1 protein-coding gene is annotated in these 1241 nt (G+C 52.6%); it reads left to right on the plus strand.

The genetic code is table 11. The features are described 5' to 3' along the window. A partial coding sequence (locus AC1DVH_RS31350; RefSeq protein ID WP_477757055.1) for a helicase C-terminal domain-containing protein occupies positions 1-1213 on the plus strand: 1213 nt, incomplete at its 5' end. Between the last annotated feature and the right edge of the window lie 28 nt (positions 1214-1241).

The raw sequence follows: 1241 nt of genomic DNA on the forward strand, positions 1-1241 counted from the left end.
CGACGATGCAGATGAAGGCCTCAGCGGCTTCCAGTCCCACGTGGACCAGTGGCTTGAAGCTTGGGACGACAAAATCACCGACTTAGGAAAAGTCCCTGAGGATCTGTTTGGTGTGTTGGCGGACATAGCATTGGCCGCGCCGGGTGTGTGCGCACTGCGGTCACTGATAGGGGTACGACGCGAGACATCAGACAGCATTGATACTGAATTTCTGGGCTCTGCTGCCTTAATCGCGGAGGGCCTTCGCCGGCAATTCAATTCTCCTCGAACGATTGCCCTATTGAGCTCACTTGAGGATGAGGACAGCTATTGGAAATTGTCCTTGCAGTACTGCATTGACGGAAACCTTCAATCGCTGCTGGATGAATATTGCCATGTTCTGCTTGAAGCAAAATGCGCTGGCTTCAAAACAGACACACCTGTTCATGGTCCGATCGCCGAAGCAATGTTTGAGGCGATGACTTTGCGTACTTCCACACTCCACCCCGACCTGATCGAAACGAAAAATGGGCGGCTTCAAATTTCACCTCTACCTCAAAGACTACGTAGTCATTTTGCGTTGCGCTTTGGTGCACAAACCGAGGATGTGGGTGCCGTCGCGCGTAAGGAGTCCGTCCAAGCCGCCTTCAACTCTCCTTTTTGGCCGTTCTATTTGGCGTCGACGTCCGTTGGACAGGAAGGGCTCGATTTCCACCCATGGTGTCACACCATTGTCCATTGGAATCTCCCCTCCAACCCCGTTGACATGGAACAACGAGAAGGTCGAGTGCATCGCTACAAGGGATATGCCGTCAGAAAAAACGTCGCTCGTGCGCATCGCTCACAGCTGAACTTTGATGAGATGACTGAGCCCCTATGGGATTCACTTTTTGCCCTAGCTGTCAAAAACAAGAACGCCGGCATTAGTGACATAGTCCCCTACTGGGTTTACGAGATAGAAGGCGGAGCCAAGGTTGAACGTCGGGTCATGTGCATGCCCATGAGCAAAGACCAGACCCGCTATCAACGACTATGCAAAGATTTAGCACTGTACCGCATGGTATTCGCTCAACCACGCCAAGAGGACCTTATGGCTTGCCTTGAGCAGGTGCTAGGGGATGACTTCACAGCCGAGTTGGCCGCGCACTGGCAGATTTGTTTAGCTCCAACTCTTCCATCCAAAAGCACCTCGCTAATCGAGGGACGGGTAGCGTTGAGAGAAGGTAGCTCCTAGATTAGGCAGTCCCCCCCAATACTGTCGA

Source organism: Pseudomonas sp. P4_C3 (genome assembly GCF_056402075.1).